Consider the following 20,706-nt stretch of genomic DNA (forward strand, 5'->3'; position numbering starts at 1 on the left):
TGGACGGGGTTTTAGTTACAGGTACAGCACTTCCAGGGTCGCGGAGCCGTCGATGGGCGTCTCTTGACTGAAGTCGAACTGGTCGGCACGGGCGATGCTGGCGCCGACTTCCAAGTCCATCACCAGGCTCTTGACCGGCAGCAGGGTGGTGGCGTCGTCCAGGGCGCCGGCGCCCCATAGGGTCTGCAGTTCCCAGTTGCGCTCGTTGTACCAGGTGCGGCCACCGTCACCGGAGGCGATAGGTTGCACACTCACGCCGTCGGCGAGCATGTTCAGCGGGGTCAGGTAAAACCGGCCCAACCGCTTGTCGCCATTGACCAGGCCCAGGCCGAAGTCGCTGCCGCTGATGGAGGTGCCACTGCGGTTGTCGATGGGGTTGAGGGCGAAGGGAATGGTTGCGTCGCAATCGATGGTCAATTGCAGCGTCACCCGGGGCAATGAGGTGGGATTGTTCTGGAGCAGGTCCTTGGCGGCGATTTTTCCGTGGTCCACCACGCCCCCGGCGGAGAGCGCGGGGGTACAGGCATTCGGGGTGATCAGGCCTTTGACGGCCAGGTCCACGCTGCTGGCGGCGAAGGCGGAGGTAGCGCTGGCGAGCAACAGGGCGGTGCCCACCAGGTTTAGCGACTTGTTCATTTCAGGTTGTTCCAGTGCAAGTTCGGCGATTGATGCGTGCAGCCGGCAGTGCCTGTCCCTTGGAGGGGGCGGGTTGCAAGGCGGCTTGGCGTATCTGTTTCGGGGTGGCCGCAGTGCAGCCTGCCCGTTCCCTCTGATTGGGGTGGAGCGCAATTTAGCGACGGGGGGGAGCGGGGGAAATACAACTATTACGACAATCACCGGGAGGCGGAAATCAGTTTTGTTTGTGTCGGAATAGGTTGCTGGATATGTAGGAAAGTTGGGTTTTTCGTAGTTGTTGCATCGTCATGCCGCCATCCATAAGGCTATTTTCAGGCGGCGATAGCAGTCATGAGGGTTTGGCTGTTGCGTCAGCGCCCTCGTGCGCTGCAGGACGGATCGTCACAATGAGGTGAACATGGAGACTGACGTATCGTTGAGCGCAGTGCTTTCCCGTGAATTGACACCCTCGAGCGCCCCCCCATTGCATTGGCAGCACCTGACCGTATTGGTGGTGGAAGACCACTCCACCTACCGCGCGCTGATGGGCTGGTTCCTGAAAAAACTGGGGCTGGGCCATCACTTGGTTGGCGACGGGCAACACGGCCTGGCTGCCCTGGCCGAACGTCCTTTCGATCTGGTGATCAGCGATTGCCAGATGCCACTGATGGACGGCTACACCATGAGCCGGGCGATCCGCCTGCGCGAACACGCCAACGCACAGCGGCGTGTACCGATCATTGCCTTGACCGGCAACCTGGTCCACGACGATCCCCAACGCTGTCGTGATGCCGGCATGGACGCCTGGTTGCTCAAGCCGCTGAGCCTCGAGCAACTGCATGGCGTGCTGGCGCTATGGCTACCCGGCCCGGCGACCATCGCCCCGAGTGCCATCGCGGCGGTGCCCTGGCCGACCCGTGCCGGCCTGATCGAGACCTTTGGCGATGCCCGCGTAGTGGACCAGATGCTCACCAGCCTGCTGTGCGAAGCCCGGGAAGACAGCGCCGCCCTGGCTCACGCGCGCCAAGCCCTGGATGCGCCGTTGACCGCCGAGCGCCTGCACCGCCTGGTGGGCAGCCTGGCGTTCCTCGGCGTCGCCGAACTGGAGCTGCGCGGGATGAGCCTGATCGAGCGCATCCACACCCAGGGCATAGTGCTGAGCAAACAGCAGTTGGACGCCTTTCAGGAGGACTTGCGGGCGTACCTTCGTTACTTGGGGGCGTTGTGATCAGGGGGGCTTGTAGGTCATTGCCAATCTGTACTGCGGGTTATGTATGTAGGTAATTTCTGTTTACTTTGTAGGCTTTAAAAAAATCACTACAAAACACTGATCGCCACGCAAAAGCCTGGGGTATGGACGGTTGTTGAGGGCCGCCGGCGAGGGTATTTTGCGGGCTCAGTTGCCATCATCCGTGGGGATTTATGCTTCGCGTAATTATTGCTGACGATCATCCCATTGTGCGTATCGGGCAGAGAGTGGTGATCGAGGCGAACGGTCGGTGCAAAGTGGTGGGGGAGGCTGACGGGCCCGATGAGCTGCTGCGGTTACTGCAAACCACTGCGTGCGATGTGCTGGTGACCGACTTCGCCATGCCCGGCGGGCAGCAGGCCGATGGCTACGGCTTGCTCAGCCTGTTGCACCGCCAGTATCCACAGTTGCCGGTGATCCTGGTGACCATGTTTGCCAACGTCGCCACCCTACGGGCTTCTTTTGCCCATGGCGCCCAGGCCATTGTCGCCAAGAGTGCTTCGGCCAAGGAGTTGCCCCAGGCGATCAAGACGGTGAGCGCCGGCCAGACCTTTGTCAGTGAATGCCTGCGGGTGCAACTGGTGGAGGCGGGCACCGGCGATCAGTCGCAACAACCGCAATTGTCCGGCAAGGAACGGGAAGTGGTGCGCATGCTCGCCAGCGGCATGACGGTCAGCCAGATCGCTGCTCGGGTCAATCGCAGTATTTCCACCATCAGCAAACAGAAAAGCACGGCCATGAACCGCCTGTGTATTTCCACCGACGTGGATCTGTTCGCCTATGCCCGTAGCTGCGGCATGGTGCCTTAGGGGTTTACCCCTGGCATTCCCGGGATTGATGCCGATGGCGTTGCAGGCCATTGCACACTATCGTGACTGACTTCCCACCTTTGCCGGATGCAACCCATGAGCGACGCCCACAACGCCCTGATCAGCGAGTTCTACAGCGCCTTCCAGCGCCTGGATGCCGAGGCCATGAGTGACTGCTACACCGAGGATGTGCGGTTCAGCGACCCGGCGTTCGGTGAACTGCGCGGGCGCGATGCCGGCGACATGTGGCGCATGCTCACCACCCGGGCCAAGGACTTTTCCCTGACCTTCGACCAGGTGCGCAGCGACGACACCCTCGGCAGCGCCCATTGGGTGGCGACGTATCTGTTCAGCCAGACCGGCAACACCGTGGTCAACGATATCCAGGCCCGTTTTGTGTTTCGCGACGGCAAGATCTGCGAGCACCACGACCACTTCGACCTGTGGCGTTGGTCGCGCCAGGCCCTGGGTGCGAAGGGCCTGCTGCTGGGCTGGACGCCGCTGGTGCGCAACGCGGTGCGCGCCCAGGCGTTGAAAGGGTTGAAGGCGTTCCAGGCCAGTCGTTGATAAGATTGGCGCTCTTTTCGTTTGCCAGAACCTTTTGTGAACAATCCACCTGAACCCATCGCGCCCAAGCCCTGGTTTGTCTACCTGGTGCGGGCGGCCAATGGCTCGCTCTATTGCGGGATCAGCAACGATCCGCTGCGCCGCTTTGCGATGCATCAGAGCGGCAAGGGCGCGCGGTTTTTCCTGTCCAGCCCGGCGGTCGCGCTGGTGTATACCGAGGCCTGCGCGAGCAAGGGCGAGGCGCTGCGCCAGGAACGCCTGATAAAAAAGCTCAAGAAAAGCGCCAAGGAGTGTCTGGCCCGGGCTTATCAATCTGACTGATCAGTTCCCATCAGGCCAATGGCTAGGCCGCAGGGTTTTTGCACGATAATCTGGCCGCTCCTTCATCTGGCGGAGTCCGGCATGTCTGAGTTGATCCTGCACCACTACCCCCAATCCCCTTTTGCGGAAAAAGCCCGCCTGCTCCTGGGCTACAAAGGGCTGTCCTGGCATTCGGTGACCATTCCCCCGGTGATGCCCAAGCCCGACCTGACGGCCCTGACCGGCGGCTACCGTAAAACCCCGGTGCTGCAAGTGGGTGCAGATATTTACTGCGACACCGCGCTGATCGCACGCCGCCTGGAACAGGAAAAGGCCACGCCGCCGCTGTTTCCCGAAGGCCAGGAACTGGTCAGCCAGAGCTTTGCCGCCTGGGCCGATTCGGTGGTGTTTTCCCATGCCGTGGCCTTGGTGTTCCAGCCCGAATCCCTGGCCGTGAAATTTGCCAAGGTGCCGCCGCAGTTGCTGCAGGTGCTGGTGGCCGACCGCAGCAAGATGTTCGGCGACGGCAGCGCCAGCCGCGTGCAACTGGACGTGGCGCGGCACCAGTGGCCGGCAATCATTGCGCGCCTTGAGCAGCAATTGCAGCGCCAGTCGGGGGATTTCCTGTTTGGCGAGCCATCGATTGCCGACTTTGCCATGGCCCATCCGTTGTGGTTCCTCAAAGGCTCGTCGGTGACCTCGCCGCTGGTGGATAACTATCCGGCTGCCAGCGCCTGGCTGGCGCGGGTCCTGGGCTTTGGGCATGGCACTGCCAGCGAGATGAGTGCCAAGCAGGCCCTGGAAATCGCCCGCGATAGCGCGCCTGCAGCGTTGCCGGATGAAGTGTTTGCAGATCCCAACGGGTTCAGGGGCGGCCAGCAAGTGACCATCGCCGCGACCGACTACGGCGTCGACCCGGTGGCGGGGGAGTTGATGTTTGCCGGCCGTGAAGAACTGATCCTGCGTCGCGAGGATGAGCGCGGCGGCACTGTGCATGTGCACTTTCCGCGCCTGGGCTTCTTAATCCGTTAATCAAACCGCTGTAGGCGTGGGTTAATGCGCAGATCGCCTGTGGGAGCGGGCTTGCCCGCGATGGCGGTGGGTCAGTTAATGCAACTCTGACTGACACACCGCCATCGCGGGCAAGCCCGCTCCCACATTTGATCTGCGCTTAACTGATCGGCATTAGGGCTTGCTCGCGCCTACAGGTTCAGGGCGGACAGGATGGCATCCGGGTTGTAGTCGCGAATCTGCGTGCCATTCACGTCCACAAATGGAATCCCGCCGCCGCCCAGGGCCTCATAGGCCTTGCGGCCCTGGGTATCCTTTTCGATATCCACGCTCTTGTAGGGAATGCCTTTCTGATCGAGGAACCGCTGGGTCTGCTTGCAGTACCCGCACCACTCGGTGGTGTACAGCGTCACCCGGGCGGTGGCCCGCACCTGCTCCGGCACCACCTGCGAGGGGTTGAACAACCGCTCGATCTTGCCCCAGTTCTGGATCGCCACCACCACCAGCAGCACCAGCAGGACTTTCTTCAGGACCCCGCCGAGCATCAGTTACGGCGCTTGAGCTGGTCGGTCAGTTGGGTCGGCAAGCCCTTGATGATCAGGGTGCCGGCGGCTTCGTCATACTCGATCTTGTCGCCCAGCAGGTGCGCTTCAAAGCTGATGGACAAGCCTTCGGCGCGCCCGGTGAAGCGGCGGAACTGGTTGAGGGTGCGCTTATCGGCGGGGATTTCCGGTGACAGGCCGTAGTCCTTGTTGCGGATATGGTCGTAGAACGCCTTTGGCCGATCTTCATCGATCAAGCCCGACAGTTCTTCCAGGCCCATCGGCTCGCCGAGCTTGGCCTGGCTGCTGGCGTAGTCCACCAGGGTCTTGGTCTTCTCGCGGGCGGACTCGTCCGGCAGGTCTTCGCTCTCGACGAAGTCGCTGAAGGCCTTGAGCAGGGTGCGCGTCTCGCCCGGGCCGTCGACGCCTTCCTGGCAGCCGATAAAGTCGCGGAAGTACTCCGAGACCTTCTTGCCGTTCTTACCCTTGATAAACGAGATGTACTGCTTGGACTGCTTGTTGTTCTGCCATTCGGACACGTTGATCCGTGCCGCCAGGTGCAACTGGCCCAGGTCCAGGTGGCGCGAGGGCGTCACGTCCAGCTCGTCGGTCACCGCCACGCCTTCGCTGTGGTGCAGCAGGGCGATGGCCAGGTAGTCGGTCATGCCCTGTTGATAGTGGGCAAACAGCACGTGGCCGCCGACAGAGAGGTTGGATTCCTCCATCAGCTTCTGCAGGTGTTCCACGGCAATCCGGCTGAAGGCGGTGAAATCCTTGGCGCCGTCGAAATATTCCTTCAACCAGCCGCTGAACGGGTGCGCGCCGGACTCGGCATGGAACAAACCCCAGGCCTTGCCTTGCTTGGCGTTATAGCTCTCGTTGAGGTCGGCGAGCATGTTCTCGATGGCGGCGGACTCGGCCAGTTCGGAGTCACGGGCGTGGAGAACTGCGGGCGTGCCGTCGGGTTTTTTGTCGATCAGGTGGACGATGCAGTGACGGATCGGCATGGGCTTCTCGGCTGGTTGGGCGGGAGCGGTTGGCCTCCCGGAAAAAGTCGCCAGTGTACCGCACCCGTTGGTCGCGGCGTCGTTTGCAGCGGTTTTGGCAGGCCTCTGACGGCCCATATGCCTTTTTTTCACGGTTTAGAGCGATAAAGCTGACCAAATGGGTAGGTAGAAGCGGATATTTCCCCGTCTCTGTGCTAGTTTTGCCCCGTCTTACGCGATGTATCGGCGTTAAGCGTGCATTCAGCATTTGTCAGGTCGAACCAAACCCCGTTTCAAGCATCTATAACCCCGATCTCTCGCGGTTATGGCCAGGGGTGCCAGGCCTTGACGGTCGGGCTCGATGGCTGACACTGCACTCTGCAATCCAAATGAATTTGATAGGGAAGGAACACCACAATGGCTTTGACTAAAGACCAACTGATCGCTGATATCGCCGAATCCACTGACACCACCAAGGTTCAAGTACGTGCAGTACTGGAGCAACTGGCTCAGATCGTTGGTGACCAGCTGGACAACGGCGGCGAAATCACTCTGCCAGGTGTTGGCAAGCTGAAAGTGGCCGAGCGTCCAGCCCGTACCGGCCGTAACCCTTCGACTGGCGCTGCCATCGAAATCGCTGCGAAGAAAGTGATCAAGCTGGTTGTGGCCAAAGGCCTGACCGACTCGATCAACAAGTAAGACGCAGCAAAAAAAACCGTGCATCGGAGCGATCCGGGCACGGTTTTTTGTTGCCTGCGATTTGCCTCTAGCGCACCCAGCGCTGGCGCCAGATCTGCTGCTCGTTCTTGGTCTGGAAGGTCCATGCCACAAAACGGCTCTGTTTCTGGCCCTGGGACATCTCCACCACCTGGCTTTCCAGGACCCCGGCCTTTTTCAGCGCGGTCTCGATGGCAGGCAGGTTGGACGCTTTTGACACCAGGGTGCTGAACCACAGCACTTTATGCGCAAAATGCGCGCTTTCGGCGATCAATTGCGTGACAAACCGCGCCTCACCGCCCTCGCACCACAGCTCTGCCGATTGGCCGCCGAAGTTCAATACCGGCAATTTGCGCTTGGGGTCGGCCTTGCCCAGGGCACGCCACTTGCGCTCGCTGCCTTTGGTCGCTTCATCCATGGAGGCATGGAAGGGCGGGTTGCACATGGTCAGGTCAAAACGCTCACCCGGCTCCAGTAGCCCCAGCAGAATATGCTTGGGATTGGTTTGCTGGCGCAGTTGGATGACCTTGCTCAGGTCATTGGACTGCACAATGGCCTTGGCGGCGGCCACGGCGGTCGGGTCGATCTCGGAGCCGAGGAAGTTCCAGCGGTAGTCCATGTAGCCGATCAGCGGATAGACGCAGTTGGCGCCCATGCCGATGTCCAGCACCTTGACGATCGAGCCACGGGGAATCTTGCCGTCGTTGACGCTGGCCAGCAGGTCGGCGAGGAAGTGCACGTAATCGGCACGGCCCGGCACCGGTGGGCACAGGTAGTCAGCCGGGATATCCCAGTGCTGCACGCCATAGAACGCCTTGAGCAGCGCCCGGTTGAACACCCGCACCGCGTCCGGGCTGGCGAAGTCGATGCTTTCCTTGCCGTAGGGGTTGAGGATCACATACTGGGCCAGTTCTGGCGTGGTCTTGATCAGCGCGGGGAAGTCGTAACGGCCCTGGTGGCGGTTGCGCGGGTGCAGGGTCGCTTCCTTGCGCGGCGCGACGGGCTTGGCCGTGGTGGCGGTTTTCGGCTTCTTGCGGGGCGGTTTGGGTGTGCTGGGGGCGGTCATGATGATTCTGGTGTTGGCTCAAAGTGGCGGCCATTGTCACACATCCTGAGCCCAACCCGTTCAACTGTAGGAGCCGGCTTGCCGGCGATGCGGGTGACTCGGTGTATCGGGCAGATCGAGGTGATGCTATCGCCGGCAAACCGGCTCCTACATTGATTGGGTTTGCAGGGCCAAAAAAAAGAGACCCGAAGGTCTCTTTTTTACGCAGGCCGGCCCTTACAGGCTGGAAATCCGCGCATGTTGCTCCGCCAGCTTGCCCAACGCCTGTTCGGCCTCGGCCAGCTTGGCGCGTTCCTTGTCGATGACTTCGGCCGGGGCCTTGTCCACGAACGCCGCATTGGACAGCTTGCCGCCGACGCGCTGCACTTCGCCCTGCAAACGCAGGATTTCCTTGTCCAGGCGTGCCAGTTCGGCGCCTTTGTCGATCAGGCCGGCCATCGGCACCAGCACTTCCATCTCGCCAACCAGTGCGGTGGCAGACAGCGGTGCTTCGGCGCCATCAGCCAATACGGTGATCGACTCCAGCTTCGCCAGCTTCTTGAGCAAGGCGTCGTTCTCGGTGAGACGGCGCAGGTCTTCGGCACTGGCGTTCTTCACGAACACTGCCAAAGGCTTGCCCGGGCCGATGTTCATCTCGGCGCGGATGTTGCGCGTGCCGAGCATCAGGGCCTTGAGCCATTCGATATCGCTTTCGGCGGCCTCGTCGATGCGGGCTTCATTGGCCACCGGCCAAGGTTGCAGCATGATGGTCTTGCCTTGGATACCGGCCAGCGGCGCCAGGCGCTGCCAGATTTCTTCGGTGATGAACGGCATGAACGGATGCGCCAGGCGCAACGCCACTTCCAGCACGCGCACCAGGGTGCGACGGGTGCCGCGCTGGCGCTCGATCGGTGCGTTCTCGTCCCACAGCACCGGCTTGGACAGTTCCAGGTACCAGTCGCAATACTGGTTCCAGATGAACTCGTACAGCGCTTGTGCGGCCAGGTCGAAACGGAACTGGTCGAGTTGGCGGGTCACTTCGGCTTCGGTGCGCTGCAACTGCGAGATGATCCAGCGATCAGCCAGGGACAGCTCAAAGGCTTCGCCGTTCTGGCCGCAGTCTTCGCCCTTGTCCAGCACGTAGCGCGCCGCGTTCCAGATCTTGTTGCAGAAGTTGCGATAGCCTTCGACGCGGCCCATGTCGAACTTGATGTCGCGACCGGTGGACGCCAGCGAGCAGAAGGTGAAGCGCAGGGCATCGGTGCCGTAGCTGGCGATGCCGTCGGCGAACTCGTCGCGGGTCTGCTTCTCGATCTTTTTCGCCAGTTTCGGCTGCATCAGGCCCGAGGTGCGTTTTTGCACCAGGGTTTCCAGGTCGATGCCGTCGATGATGTCCAGCGGGTCCAGCACGTTGCCCTTGGACTTGGACATCTTCTGGCCCTGGCCATCACGCACCAGGCCGTGCACGTACACGGTCTTGAACGGTACCTGCGGGGTGCCGTCCTCGTTCTTCACCAAATGCATGGTGAGCATGATCATCCGGGCAACCCAGAAGAAAATGATGTCGAAACCGGTGACCAGCACGTCGGTGGAGTGGAATTTCTTCAGGAACTCGGTCTGCTGCGGCCAGCCCAGGGTCGAGAAGGTCCACAGGCCCGAACTGAACCAGGTGTCCAGTACGTCGTTGTCCTGTTGCAGCGCCACGTCCGCACCGAGGTTGTGCTTGGCGCGCACTTCGGCTTCATCGCGGCCGACGTAGACCTTGCCCGACTCGTCGTACCAGGCCGGAATGCGGTGGCCCCACCACAACTGACGGCTGATGCACCAATCCTGGATATCGCGCATCCACGAGAAGTACATGTTTTCGTACTGTTTGGGCACGAACTGGATACGGCCATCTTCCACGGCAGCAATCGCAGGTTCTGCCAACGGCTTGGTGGAGACGTACCACTGGTCGGTCAGCCACGGCTCGATCACCGTGCCGGAGCGGTCGCCTTTCGGTACTTTCAGGGCGTGGTCATCCACGCTGACCAACAGGCCGGCGGCATCGAACGCGGCAACGATCTGCTTGCGTGCTTCAAAGCGGTCGAGGCCGGCGTATTCGGCCGGGATCTTGCCGTCGATGCTGTCGTTCAGCGTACCGTCGAGGTTGAACACCTGGCAGGCCGGCAGAACGGCGGCGTTCTTGTCGAAGATGTTCAGCAGCGGCAGGTTATGGCGCTTGCCGACTTCGTAGTCGTTGAAATCGTGGGCCGGGGTGATTTTCACGCAGCCGGTGCCGAATTCAGGGTCGCAGTAATCATCGGCGATGATCGGGATGCGGCGGCCGACCAATGGCAGCTCGACGAATTTACCGATCAGGGCCTGGTAGCGTTCGTCTTGCGGGTTAACGGCCACGGCGGCGTCGCCGAGCATGGTTTCCGGACGGGTGGTGGCGACGATCAGGTAGTCGTTGCCTTCGGCGGTCTTGGCGCCATCGGCCAGCGGGTACTTGAGATTCCACAGGAAACCTTTCTCGTCGTGGTTTTCCACTTCAAGGTCGGAAATCGCCGTGTGCAGCTTGGTATCCCAGTTCACCAGGCGCTTGCCGCGGTAGATCAGGCCATCTTCGTGCAGGCGCACGAAAGCTTCCTTGACCGCTTCCGACAGGCCGTCGTCCATGGTGAAACGCTCGCGGCTCCAGTCTACGGACGAGCCGAGGCGACGGATCTGACGGCTGATATTGCCGCCGGACTGGTCCTTCCATTCCCAGATTTTTTCCAGGAATTTCTCGCGGCCCAGGTCGTGACGGCTCTGGCCGGTGGCTTCCAGTTGGCGTTCCACCAGCATCTGGGTGGCAATGCCGGCATGGTCGGTGCCCGGCTGCCACAGGGTGTTGCGACCCTGCATGCGGCGGAAACGGATCAGGGCGTCCATGATCGCGTTGTTGAAACCGTGACCCATGTGCAGGCTGCCGGTGACGTTCGGTGGCGGGATCATGATGGTGTAGGACTCGCCCGCACCTTGCGGAGCGAAATAGTTCTCGGACTCCCAGGTCTGGTACCAGGAAGTTTCAATAGCGTGCGGCTGGTAGGTCTTATCCATGCGCGGCGGGACCCTAGTTGGCATTTATTCAGGAAAGCCGACAAGTATAACGAGGGATAGGGGAGAGGGCGAGACGAAGAGAAGGGCTACGGCTGGCGCGGGTCAAATGTAGGAGCGGGCTTGCCCGCTCCTACAGGGGATCTCAGGACTGGTACTGGCTGAGCAACCGCTCCATGCGCGCATCCATCCGGCGCTTGATCTCGGTTTCGATGTGCGGGGCAAAGTCGTCGATCACGTCCTGCATGATCAATTGCGCAGCGGCGCGCAGTTCGTTGTCCAGGTGCAGCAGCAAGGCGTCGGGGGCTTTTTCGGCGGCAGGTTGCGTGGGCGCCGCTTGTACGACGGGCGGCTCGACAGGCTCGGCTACGCCAGGCTTGGCGCCGACCTGGTCGAACAGCAGGGGGATCTGTACCTCTTCTGCGACAGTATCGGTCAGCAGCGGTGGTTGCAGGTTGTCATCACCCAGCAACTGGCGGATCGACTCAAGGTCGTCCAGCAGGTGGTCAGACGGTTTTAGCGGGTTTGAAGTGTCCATCATGTGCTCAGAGTCGCTGTAATCGGTGATCTTGCAGAGAATAGCCCTGTTCGCGGTAGAAACGGAAACTCTCCCGCGCGGCCTGACGAATAGCCGGATCTTCCACCACCACTTCCGCCACGCGGGCGAAACCCTTGGCGAACGCCGGCACTTTCAGGTCCAGGTTGACCAACAGGTCATGGTGATCACCACAACTGTCGCCCACACCCAGTACCACCAGGCTCTCAGGCTCCGATTCTGCGGGGCCGTGGGGCACGAAGCTCTCGCCCTTGAAGCGCCACAGGCGGGCATCGAGGTCGTCACGCTGGGCGCTGTCGCTGCAATGCAGGTAGATGCGATGGCCCATGCGCCAGGCTTTTTCCGTGAGCTTGCAGGCAAAGTCCAGGCGCGCCGACGGATCGGCGCTGGGCAATATATAGAAGTCGACTTGGGTCATTACATGTCCTGCAGCGGCCTGCATGCTTTACCTGTAGGAGCGAGCTTGCTCGCGAAAATCGTTAACGATGACGCGTTCATTCTGAATGAACGCGTTGTCCTCAGGTTTTTCGCGAGCAAGCTCGCTCCTACAGGGTCAAGCAGGGGCCGTGATGTTTAGGCCTTGGCGCGATCCAGCAGGTATTGGGTCAGCAGCGGCACCGGACGACCGGTAGCGCCCTTGTCTTTGCCACCGCTGGTCCAGGCGGTGCCGGCGATGTCCAGGTGGGCCCAGTTGAAGTTCTTGGCAAAGCGCGACAGGAAGCAGGCGGCGGTGATGGTGCCGGCCTTTGGTCCGCCGATGTTGGCGATGTCGGCGAACGGGCTGTCCAGTTGCTCCTGGTACTCATCGAACAACGGCAGTTGCCACGCACGGTCGTCGGCGGCCTTGCCGGCGCTGAGCAGTTGCTCGACCAGCTCGTCGCTGTTGCCCAAAAGGCCCGAGGTATGGGAACCCAGGGCGACGATGCAGGCACCGGTCAGGGTCGCGATATCGATCACCGCCTGTGGCTTGAAGCGCTCGGCGTAGGTCAGGGCATCGCACAGCACCAGGCGACCTTCGGCGTCGGTGTTGAGGATTTCCACGGTCTGGCCGCTCATAGTGGTGACGATGTCACCTGGGCGCGCAGCCCCGCCGCTCGGCATGTTCTCGGCACAGGCCAGGATGCACACCAGGTTGATCGGCAGCTTGAGTTCGAGCACGGCACGCAGGGTGCCGAAGACACTGGCGGCGCCGCCCATGTCGTACTTCATCTCGTCCATGCCGGCGCCCGGCTTGAGGCTGATGCCGCCAGTGTCGAAGGTGATGCCTTTACCGACCAGGGCGAACGGCTTGTCGGCCTTCTTGCCGCCGTTGTATTGCATGACGATCAGGCGGGGTGGCTGGTCGCTGCCCTGGCCCACGGCATAGAACGAGCCCATGCCCAGTTCCTTGATCTTCTTCTCGTCGAGCACTTCGACTTTCAGGCCCTTGAACTCTTTACCCAAGGCCTTGGCCTGCTCGCCGAGGTAGGTCGGGTGGCAGATGTTGGGTGGCATATTGCCCAGGTCGCGGGTGAACGCCATGCCGGCGGCGATGGCCTGGGCGTGGGTGGTGGCGCGCTGTACTTCAGCCTGGGCGGCCTTGATGGTCAGCAGGGTGATTTTCTTCAGGGCGCGGGGTTCGGCTTTCTGGCTCTTGAACTGGTCGAAGGTGTAGCCGCCATCCAGCAGGGTTTCGGCCAGCAGGCGGGTCTTGCCATAGCTGTCGCGGCCCTTGACCACGATTTCGTCCAGCGCCAGTGCCGCATCGCTGCCGCCCAGGCCCTTGAGGGTGTTGAGGATGGCGCTGATGATCTTGCGGAACGGGCGGTCGCCCAGTTCGGCGTCCTTGCCCACGCCCACCAGCAATACGCGGTCGGCCTTGAGGTTGGGCAGGCTTTGCAGCAGCAGGCTTTGGCCGACCTTGCCGGCCAGGTCGCCACGCTTGAGCACGGCGCTGATGGCGCCACCGCTCAGTTCATCGACTTGTTTGGCGGCCGCGCCGAGCTTGCGGCCTTCGCCGATGGCGACCACGAGGGTGGCGGTCTTCAACGTTTCGGGGCTAACGCTTTTTACAACCAATTCCATGTTCGGGTCCCTTATATAAGGTCAAAGAGCCTGGAGTCTGTACTCCGGCCTGTAGGCTGGGCCGCCTGTAGGCGAGCCCGACAAGGCCCGCAGTTTGTACCGCGCCGCCCGAGCCTGACAACCCTTGACGCCAGCTTTGTGCACGGCTGTGAGCAAGCTCCGTGACAGGCGCCGACAATCACAGGATAATGCGCCATCTTTTTCGCCGGCCCGTGTCAACGGGGCGACTTGATATGCTTGCTTGTTTGGCCGCCTTAGCCTGACAACCCTGGAGTGTCTGGTTTGATTGTCTTCCGTTATCTGTCCCGCGAAGTCCTGCTGACCCTGAGTGCCGTGAGTGCGGTGTTGTTGGTCATCATCATGAGTGGTCGTTTCGTCAAATACCTGGCCCAGGCTGCCTCGGGGGCCCTGGATCCGGGTTCGCTGTTCCTGATCATGGGCTTTCGCCTGCCGGGGTTCCTGCAACTGATCCTGCCCCTGGGCCTGTTTCTCGGGATCCTGCTGGCCTATGGCCGGCTCTACCTCGAAAGCGAGATGACCGTGCTCTCGGCCACCGGCATGAGCCAGCAGCGCCTGCTGGCCATGACCATGGTCCCGGCCACTGGCGTGGCGCTGGTGGTGGCCTGGTTGAGCCTGAGCCTGGCCCCCCAGGGCGCCATGCAGTTCCAGCTGGTGCTCAACAAACAGGACGCGATGACCGAGTTCGACACCCTCGAACCGGGCCGTTTCCAGGCGCTCAACGACGGCACCCGCGTGACCTACACCGAGCGCATGACCGACGATCGGGCCAACCTCGGCGGCGTGTTCATCTCCGAGAAGCGCCTGGGCCAGGACAAGAAAGACCGTGGCATTTCCGTACTGGTGGCCGATAGCGGGCGCCAGGAAGTGCGTCCGGATGGCAGCCGCTACCTGATCCTGGAGAACGGCTATCGCTACGACGGCAGCCCCGGCCAGGCCGACTACCGCGCCATCAAGTACGACACCTACGGGGTGATGCTGGCCCGGCCGGATGTGAGCAACGAGGTCACCGACCGCGACGCGATCCCGACCCCGGCCCTGATCGGCAGCAAGGAGTTGCGCTCGATTGCCGAACTGCAATGGCGTATTTCCCTGCCACTGCTGGTGTTTATCGTCACGCTGATGGCGGTGCCGCTGTCCCGGGTCAACCCGCGCCAGGGTCGCTTCCTCAAGTTGCTGCCGGCGATCCTGCTGTACATGGCCTACCTGACCATCCTGATTTCCGCCCGTGGCTCCCTGGAGAAGGGCAAGCTGTCGCCGACCCTGGGGCTGTGGTGGGTCCACGGCATCTTCCTGGTGATTGGCCTGGGCCTGCTGTATTGGGAACCGATTCGCTTGAAAATGCAGAGCCGTCGCGGCATGAAGGAGATGGCTCGTGGGTAAGTTGGATCGCTACATCGGTAGCAGCGTACTGGTCGCCATCCTGGCGGTATTGGGCATCATCCTCGGGTTGGCGTCGTTGTTTGCCTTCATTGATGAAGTGGGCAACGTCACCGATACCTACACGGTCACTGACGTACTGAGCTACGTGGCGCTGACCGCACCGCGCCGCCTCTACGACATGATGCCGATGGCCGCGCTGATCGGCTGCCTGATCGGCCTGGGCAGCCTGGCCAGCAACAGCGAGCTGACCATCATGCGCGCGGCGGGGGTGTCCATCGCCCGTATCGTCTGGGCCGTGATGAAACCCATGCTGCTGCTGATGGCCGCCAGTGTATTGATCGGCGAATACGTGGCGCCACCGGCGGAAACCACCGCCCAGGCCAACCGTGCGCTGGCCCAGGGTTCGGGCGATGCCCAGAGCTCCAAGCGAGGCCTGTGGCACCGCCAGGGCGATGAATTCATCCACATCAACGCGGTGCAACCCGGTGGCCTGTTGGTGGGTGTCACCCGTTATCGCTTTGATGAAGAGCGCCATATGCTGTCGTCGAGCTTTGCCAAACGGGCACAGTTCAATGACAACCAGTGGGTGTTGAGCGATGTCACCACCACTCATTTCCGCAATCCCGGCAAAGGCACCGAGGCCAGCACCGAGGTGATCAACGAGCCGACACAGGCCTGGGACATCGCGCTCAAGCCGGAACTGCTCAATACCGTGGTGATGATCCCGGAAAGCCTGCCGATCTCCGGTTTGTGGAGCTATATCCACTACCTCAAGGACCAGGGCCTGAACAACGGCCGCTACTGGCTGGCATTTTGGGTCAAGGTGTTGCAGCCGGTGGTGACCGCTGCACTGGTGTTGATGGCGATTTCGTTTATTTTCGGCCCGTTGCGCTCGGTAACCCTGGGCCAGCGGGTATTTACCGGGGTATTGGTCGGTTTCACCTTCCGCATTGCCCAGGACCTGCTGGGGCCGTCGAGCCTGGTATTCGGCTTTTCGCCGCTGTTTGCGGTGCTGGTGCCGACCGCCATCTGTGCCCTGGCCGGGTTCTGGCTGCTGCGCCGGGCCGGTTGATCCGCGCTTGTTGAACAAAAAATGCCCCATTCGCAAGAACGGGGCATTTTTGTTATTGGTCGCCAAAGATGACGTCTGGCCCGAGCATCAGGTACAATTCCCGGCTATTTTTCAGCGGGCAATCTGCCTGCAGCCTTTTTGAGTGTTGATCCGTGAGTGATTTGAGTCATATCCGCAATTTCTCCATCATCGCCCACATTGACCATGGTAAGTCGACGCTGGCCGATCGATTCATCCAGATGTGCGGCGGCCTTGCCGAGCGTGAAATGGAAGCCCAGGTCCTGGACTCCATGGACCTCGAACGCGAGCGCGGGATCACCATCAAGGCCCACAGCGTTACCCTGTACTACACCGCCAAAGACGGTATCAAGTACCAGCTGAACTTCATTGACACCCCGGGCCACGTCGACTTTACCTATGAAGTCAGCCGTTCCCTGGCGGCCTGTGAAGGCGCGTTGCTGGTAGTGGATGCGGGCCAGGGCGTAGAAGCCCAGTCCGTGGCCAACTGCTACACCGCCATCGAGCAGGGCCTGGAAGTCATGCCGGTGCTGAACAAGATCGACCTGCCACAGGCTGATCCGGACCGCGTGAAGGAAGAAATCGAAAAAATCATCGGCATTGACGCCACCGACGCCGTCGAGTGCAGCGCCAAGACTGGCCTGGGTGTCGACGAAGTGCTCGAGCGCCTGGTCAAGACCATTCCCGCGCCAACCGGCAACTACGAAGATCCGCTGCAAGCGTTGATCATCGACTCCTGGTTCGACAACTACCTGGGCGTTGTGTCCCTGGTACGCGTGCGCCATGGCCGGGTGAAGAAGGGCGACAAGATCCTGGTCAAGTCCACCGGCAAGATCCACCTGGTGGACAGCGTCGGTGTATTCAACCCCAAGCACACCGCTACCACTGATCTGAAAGCCGGTGAAGTAGGCTTCATCATCGCCGGTATCAAGGACATCCACGGTGCGCCGGTCGGTGACACCCTGACCTTGAGCTCGACGCCTGATGTCGATGTGCTGCCAGGTTTCAAGCGCATCCAGCCACAGGTTTATGCCGGTCTGTTCCCGGTCAGCTCCGACGACTTCGAGGATTTTCGCGAAGCCCTGCAAAAGCTGACCCTCAACGACTCTTCGTTGCAGTACACCCCGGAAAGCTCCGACGCCCTGGGCTTCGGCTTCCGCTGCGGGTTCCTGGGCATGCTGCACATGGAGATCATCCAGGAGCGCCTGGAGCGCGAGTACGACCTGGACCTGATCACCACCGCGCCAACCGTTATTTTTGAGCTGGCGCTGAAAACCGGTGAAACGATTTACGTCGACAACCCGTCCAAGTTGCCGGATCTGTCGTCCATCGAAGACATGCGCGAACCGATCGTGCGCGCCAATATTCTTGTGCCGCAGGAACACCTGGGCAACGTCATTACCCTGTGTATCGAAAAGCGTGGCGTGCAGCACGACATGCTGTTCCTCGGTACCCAGGTCCAAGTGACCTACGATTTGCCGATGAACGAAGTGGTCCTGGACTTCTTTGACCGTCTCAAATCCACCAGTCGCGGCTATGCTTCGCTGGATTACCATTTCGACCGTTATCAATCGGCCAATCTGGTGAAGCTCGATGTATTGATCAACGGTGACAAGGTTGATGCCCTGGCGCTCATCGTCCACAAGGACAATGCGCACTACAAAGGTCGCCAACTGACCGAGAAGATGAAAGAACTGATTCCGCGCCAGATGTTCGACGTCGCGATCCAGGCCGCCATTGGCGGGCAGATCATTGCGCGGACTTCCGTCAAGGCACTCAGAAAGAACGTACTGGCCAAATGCTATGGCGGCGACGTGAGCCGTAAGCGCAAGCTGCTCGAGAAGCAAAAGGCCGGTAAAAAACGCATGAAGCAAGTGGGCAACGTGGAAATTCCACAAGAAGCCTTCCTTGCGGTGCTCAGGTTGGATAGTTAGGTCCTATGTCACTAAATTTCCCGCTGTTGCTGGTCATCGCCGTTGCCGTCTGTGGTCTCCTGGCGCTGCTCGATCTGCTGTTCTTCGCCCCGCGTCGTCGGGCGGCCATCGCGTCCTATCAGGGCAGCGTCAGCCAGCCCGATGGCGTAGTGATCGAGAAGCTGAACAAAGAGCCTTTGCTGGTTGAATACGGCAAGTCGTTCTTCCCGGTGTTGTTCATCGTGCTGGTGCTGCGCTCGTTTCTGGTAGAGCCGTTCCAGATTCCTTCGGGCTCGATGAAACCAACCCTGGATGTGGGCGACTTCATCCTGGTGAACAAGTTTTCCTACGGGATCCGCTTGCCGGTGATCGACAAGAAAATCATCGAGGTGGGTGATCCGCAGCGCGGCGATGTGATGGTGTTCCGCTACCCAAGCGACCCGAACGTCAACTACATCAAGCGTGTGGTCGGCCTGCCGGGTGACGTGATCCGCTACACCAGCGACAAGCGCCTGTTCGTCAATGGCGAATCGGTGGCCGAGAAACTCATCGGTTCCGAGCCGAACACCCTGGGCAGCGCCGAGCTGTACGAGGAAAAACTCGGGGCGGTAGAGCACCAGATCCGCAAGGAAATGAGCCGCTACCGTTCGCCGCCCGACAACCAGTGGACCGTGCCTGCCGGGCACTACTTCATGATGGGCGACAACCGCGACAACTCCAATGACAGCCGCTACTGGGATGATCCAAGCATTCCCAAGGAGCTGCTGGGCATGGTTCCCGACCAGAATATCGTCGGCAAGGCCTTCGCGGTCTGGATGAGCTGGCCCGAACCCAAGCTCAGCCACCTGCCGAACTTCTCGCGGGTGGGGCTGATCAAGTAATCCATGCGGCGCTGTGAACACAGCGCCGAATGCTTTTCTGGGGCTTGGACATTGGTCCGGCCTCGAGCAACACACAGCATTGCCAGGATTTGAATTTGAACACAGCGTTAATCGTCGATGGCCTTTGCCGCCACGTACTGAAAGTAGGTAAACCGTGAGCGTTTCTTTGAGTCGTCTTGAGCGTCAGCTCGGTTACACCTTCAAGGACCAGGAATTGATGGTCCTTGCCCTCACACACCGCAGTTTTGCCGGGCGCAACAACGAACGCCTGGAATTCCTCGGTGATGCCATTCTCAACTTCGCCGCTGGCGAAGCCCTGTTCAACCGCTTCCCCCTGGCCCGTGAAGGCCAGTTGTCGCGCCTGCGCGCGCGCCTGGTGAAAGGCGAGACCCTGGCCGTCCTGGCCCGTGGTTTTGACTTGGGCGAATACCTGCGCCTGGGTTCCGGCGAGTTGAAAAGCGGCGGTTTCCGCCGTGAGTCGATCCTGGCCGATGCCCTGGAAGCCCTGATCGGCGCGATCTATCTCGATGCCGGGATGGAAGTGGCCAAGGAGCGGGTCATGGCCTGGCTGGCGTCGGAAATCGACAGCCTGACCCTGGTGGATACCAACAAGGATCCCAAGACCCGGCTGCAGGAATTTTTGCAGTCGCGCGGCTGCGAACTGCCACGCTACGAAGTGGTGGATATCCAGGGTGAGCCGCATTGCCGTGTGTTCTTCGTCGAGTGCGAAGTCACCTTATTGAACGAAAAAAGCCGAGGTCAGGGTGTGAGCCGTCGTATTGCCGAACAGGTAGCGGCCGCTGCAGCACTGATTGCCCTGGGCGTGGAGAATGGCCATGACTGATTCAACCGCAACACGCTGTGGCTATGTTGCCATCGTCGGCCGTCCCAACGTGGGCAAGTCCACGCTGCTCAACCATATCCTGGGGCAGAAGCTGGCGATCACCTCGCGCAAGCCGCAGACCACCCGCCACAACATGCTGGGCATCAAGACCGAAGGCAACGTGCAAGCGGTCTATGTCGACACCCCGGGCATGCACAAAGGCGGCGAGAAAGCCCTGAATCGCTACATGAACAAGACCGCTTCAGCGGCGTTGAAAGACGTCGACGTGGTGATCTTCGTGGTTGACCGCACCAAGTGGACCGATGAGGACCAGATGGTGCTGGAGCGTGTGCAGTATGTCACCGGCCCGTTGATCGTCGCGCTGAACAAGACCGACCGTATCGAAGACAAAGCCGAGTTGATGCCGCACCTGAGCTGGTTGCAGGAACAACTGCCGAACGCCCAGATCATGCCGATCTCGGCCCAGCACGGGCACAACCTCGAAGCCCTGGAGCGGGTGATCGCCGGCTACCTGCCGGAGAACGAGCACTTCTTCCCGGAAGACCAGATCACCGACCGCAGCAGCCGTTTCCTCGCCGCTGAACTGGTACGCGAGAAAATCATGCGCCAGATGGGTGCCGAGCTGCCGTACCAGATCACCGTGGAAATCGAAGAGTTCAAGCAGCAGGGCAAGACCCTGCATATCCACGCGCTGATCCTCGTCGAACGTGACGGCCAGAAAAAAATCATCATTGGCGACAAGGGCGAGCGCATCAAGCGCATCGGCACCGAGGCGCGCAAGGACATGGAATTGCTGTTCGATTCCAAGATCATGCTTAACCTGTGGGTGAAGGTTAAGGGTGGCTGGTCTGATGATGAGCGCGCACTGCGCTCCCTGGGCTACGGCGACCTGTAATCAGTCACCAGTAACACCGCAGGACAAAATGTGGGAGCGGGCTTGTGTGGGAGCTGGCTTGCCTGCGATAGCATCGCCTCGGTCTACGTGACACATCGAGGCGTCTGCATCGCAGGCAAGCCAGCTCCCACACAAGACAG

General features: G+C 60.9%; 20 protein-coding genes. 12 read left to right on the forward strand and 8 right to left on the reverse strand.

All coding sequences use genetic code 11. The features are described 5' to 3' along the window. Positions 1-15 precede the first annotated feature (15 nt). Entirely contained in the window at positions 16-636 is a 621-nt protein-coding gene (locus tag HBO19_RS01595) for a DUF1120 domain-containing protein (protein WP_170056779.1), read from the reverse strand. 397 nt (positions 637-1,033) lie between these two features. Between HBO19_RS01595 and HBO19_RS01600 the strand changes: the two genes are divergently transcribed. From HBO19_RS01600 to HBO19_RS01620, 5 genes are all read left to right on the forward strand, one after another. Then, positions 1,034-1,843: a response regulator gene (locus HBO19_RS01600; RefSeq protein WP_170056780.1), complete on the forward strand. Its 810-nt coding sequence runs from the start codon at positions 1,034-1,036 to the stop codon at positions 1,841-1,843. A 194-nt stretch (positions 1,844-2,037) separates the two neighbouring features. Further along, on the forward strand, positions 2,038-2,673 hold the full coding sequence (locus HBO19_RS01605) for a response regulator transcription factor (protein WP_169954516.1): 636 nt from the start codon (positions 2,038-2,040) through the stop codon (positions 2,671-2,673). Positions 2,674-2,769: 96 nt separating this feature from the next. Then, on the forward strand, positions 2,770-3,240 hold the full coding sequence (locus HBO19_RS01610) for a nuclear transport factor 2 family protein (protein ID WP_170056781.1): 471 nt from the start codon (positions 2,770-2,772) through the stop codon (positions 3,238-3,240). 36 nt (positions 3,241-3,276) lie between these two features. Then, positions 3,277-3,561, forward strand: a complete 285-nt coding sequence (locus tag HBO19_RS01615) for a GIY-YIG nuclease family protein (protein ID WP_346266476.1) — start codon at positions 3,277-3,279, stop codon at positions 3,559-3,561. Between the two features lie 81 nt (positions 3,562-3,642). After that, on the forward strand, positions 3,643-4,572 hold the full coding sequence (locus HBO19_RS01620; RefSeq protein ID WP_170056782.1) for a glutathione S-transferase family protein: 930 nt from the start codon (positions 3,643-3,645) through the stop codon (positions 4,570-4,572). Positions 4,573-4,742: 170 nt separating this feature from the next. On the opposite strand, the gene HBO19_RS01625 is transcribed toward HBO19_RS01620, so the two are convergent. Both HBO19_RS01625 and yejK read right to left on the reverse strand, forming a co-directional pair. Next, on the reverse strand, positions 4,743-5,096 hold the full coding sequence (locus HBO19_RS01625) for a glutaredoxin family protein (protein WP_169954512.1): 354 nt from the start codon (positions 5,094-5,096) through the stop codon (positions 4,743-4,745). After that, entirely contained in the window at positions 5,096-6,100 is a 1,005-nt protein-coding gene (gene yejK / locus HBO19_RS01630; protein WP_169954511.1) for a nucleoid-associated protein YejK, read from the reverse strand. The genes HBO19_RS01625 and yejK overlap by 1 nt, the downstream gene beginning before the upstream one ends. Positions 6,101-6,496: 396 nt before the next feature. Between yejK and HBO19_RS01635 the strand changes: the two genes are divergently transcribed. Next, positions 6,497-6,778 carry an HU family DNA-binding protein gene (locus HBO19_RS01635; RefSeq protein WP_169954510.1) on the forward strand — a complete coding sequence of 94 codons (282 nt, stop codon included), beginning with the start codon at positions 6,497-6,499 and terminating at the stop codon, positions 6,776-6,778. Positions 6,779-6,845: 67 nt separating this feature from the next. On the opposite strand, the gene rlmF is transcribed toward HBO19_RS01635, so the two are convergent. From rlmF to HBO19_RS01660, 5 genes are all read right to left on the reverse strand, one after another. Further along, positions 6,846-7,862 (reverse strand): 23S rRNA (adenine(1618)-N(6))-methyltransferase RlmF, encoded by a 1,017-nt coding sequence (rlmF, locus tag HBO19_RS01640; RefSeq protein ID WP_170056783.1) that lies wholly within the window; start codon positions 7,860-7,862, stop codon positions 6,846-6,848. Between the two features lie 216 nt (positions 7,863-8,078). After that, positions 8,079-10,925 carry a valine--tRNA ligase gene (locus HBO19_RS01645; protein ID WP_170041797.1) on the reverse strand — a complete coding sequence of 949 codons (2,847 nt, stop codon included), beginning with the start codon at positions 10,923-10,925 and terminating at the stop codon, positions 8,079-8,081. A gap of 142 nt (positions 10,926-11,067) precedes the next feature. Continuing rightward, positions 11,068-11,460: a DNA polymerase III subunit chi gene (locus HBO19_RS01650; protein WP_169954507.1), complete on the reverse strand. Its 393-nt coding sequence runs from the start codon at positions 11,458-11,460 to the stop codon at positions 11,068-11,070. A gap of 7 nt (positions 11,461-11,467) precedes the next feature. Next, positions 11,468-11,896: a DNA polymerase III subunit chi gene (locus HBO19_RS01655; RefSeq protein ID WP_169954506.1), complete on the reverse strand. Its 429-nt coding sequence runs from the start codon at positions 11,894-11,896 to the stop codon at positions 11,468-11,470. 155 nt (positions 11,897-12,051) lie between these two features. Further along, a complete protein-coding gene (locus HBO19_RS01660) occupies positions 12,052-13,542 on the reverse strand; it encodes a leucyl aminopeptidase (protein WP_169954505.1) in 1,491 nt (496 codons plus the stop codon). Positions 13,543-13,824: 282 nt separating this feature from the next. Between HBO19_RS01660 and lptF the strand changes: the two genes are divergently transcribed. The 6 genes from lptF (at position 13,825) to era (ending at position 20,566) form a co-directional block, all read left to right on the forward strand. Next, positions 13,825-14,943 carry an LPS export ABC transporter permease LptF gene (gene lptF / locus HBO19_RS01665; RefSeq protein ID WP_169954504.1) on the forward strand — a complete coding sequence of 373 codons (1,119 nt, stop codon included), beginning with the start codon at positions 13,825-13,827 and terminating at the stop codon, positions 14,941-14,943. Then, on the forward strand, positions 14,936-16,015 hold the full coding sequence (gene lptG / locus HBO19_RS01670; RefSeq protein ID WP_169954503.1) for an LPS export ABC transporter permease LptG: 1,080 nt from the start codon (positions 14,936-14,938) through the stop codon (positions 16,013-16,015). The genes lptF and lptG overlap by 8 nt, the downstream gene beginning before the upstream one ends. Positions 16,016-16,167: 152 nt before the next feature. Further along, complete coding sequence (gene lepA / locus HBO19_RS01675; protein ID WP_003210439.1) at positions 16,168-17,967, forward strand: translation elongation factor 4; 1,800 nt, start codon at positions 16,168-16,170, stop codon at positions 17,965-17,967. Positions 17,968-17,972: 5 nt separating this feature from the next. Beyond that, positions 17,973-18,827 carry a signal peptidase I gene (gene lepB, locus HBO19_RS01680; RefSeq protein WP_032859965.1) on the forward strand — a complete coding sequence of 285 codons (855 nt, stop codon included), beginning with the start codon at positions 17,973-17,975 and terminating at the stop codon, positions 18,825-18,827. A 154-nt stretch (positions 18,828-18,981) separates the two neighbouring features. Then, complete coding sequence (rnc, locus tag HBO19_RS01685; RefSeq protein ID WP_029297476.1) at positions 18,982-19,671, forward strand: ribonuclease III; 690 nt, start codon at positions 18,982-18,984, stop codon at positions 19,669-19,671. Beyond that, positions 19,664-20,566 carry a GTPase Era gene (gene era / locus HBO19_RS01690; RefSeq protein ID WP_029297473.1) on the forward strand — a complete coding sequence of 301 codons (903 nt, stop codon included), beginning with the start codon at positions 19,664-19,666 and terminating at the stop codon, positions 20,564-20,566. The genes rnc and era overlap by 8 nt, the downstream gene beginning before the upstream one ends. The last annotated feature ends 140 nt before the right edge of the window (positions 20,567-20,706 follow it).

This window comes from Pseudomonas sp. WS 5021, assembly GCF_012985535.1.
GTDB lineage: Bacteria > Pseudomonadota > Gammaproteobacteria > Pseudomonadales > Pseudomonadaceae > Aquipseudomonas.